Here is a 745-nt window from a genome sequence, read left to right on the forward strand (position 1 = left end):
CCTGCACCGGAGGTCGTCATCTGGCCAACGGAACCGAGCAGATCAGCGCCGCTCGCTCACCCCGCCATCGTCACACGGCCGACGATGCACTAACTTCGAACCTGGGCCACCGAATGGGGGCAGGCCAAATGGCAGACGAGGCCGCTGCCGGCGAAGGGGCGGCGCTCATGCAGAGCCTGCTCCAAGGCATCGAGGACGAAGTCCGCCCGCGCCGAGCGCGACACGCGCCAGCCCACGATCCGGCGAGCGAAGACATCGACCACGAAAGCCGCGTAGACGAAGCCGCTCCAGGTCGCGACGTAGGTGAAGTCGGCGACTCACAGCCTGTTCGGGTGGGCGGCCTTGAACTGCCGGTTGACCCGGTCCAGTGGGCACGCCGCGGCTGGATTGCAAGATCAGCTTGTCGAGGGTGAGATCCGCAATCGCCTTTCGCAGCCGAGCGTTCTCGGTCTCCAGATCCTTCATCCGTCGAACCTGATCCGACTTCTGCCCGCCAAACTCACGCCGCCACCGGTATTACGTCACCGAACTCACACCGAGCGCGCAGATCGCATCGGCCACGCTCTCGCCCTGTGAGATCAGCACATCCGCCTGCCGTAGCTTGGCAACGATCTCCTAAGTGTCTGTCCGGCGACATATTGAGTGAGGTGAGGGGTTTGTGATTCAAGGCTGCCTGTGTGGAGGCTGCCGATGTGGACGACTGAGAACCGGACCCGCTACGATCGAAGCGAGCTTCGTTATCCGA

2 pseudogenes are annotated in these 745 nt (G+C 63.6%); both read right to left on the minus strand.

The features are described 5' to 3' along the window. Nucleotides 1-155: 155 nt before the first annotated feature. Nucleotides 156-380, minus strand: a pseudogene (locus FV234_RS25920) (DDE-type integrase/transposase/recombinase); the annotation flags it as partial. Then, a pseudogene (locus FV234_RS25925) lies at nt 376-612 on the minus strand (transposase); the annotation flags it as partial. The pseudogenes FV234_RS25920 and FV234_RS25925, both read right to left, overlap by 5 nt. Between the last annotated feature and the right edge of the window lie 133 nt (nt 613-745).

The organism is Methylobacterium sp. WL8 (assembly GCF_008040045.1).
Classification (GTDB): Bacteria; Pseudomonadota; Alphaproteobacteria; order Rhizobiales; family Beijerinckiaceae; genus Methylobacterium; species Methylobacterium cerastii.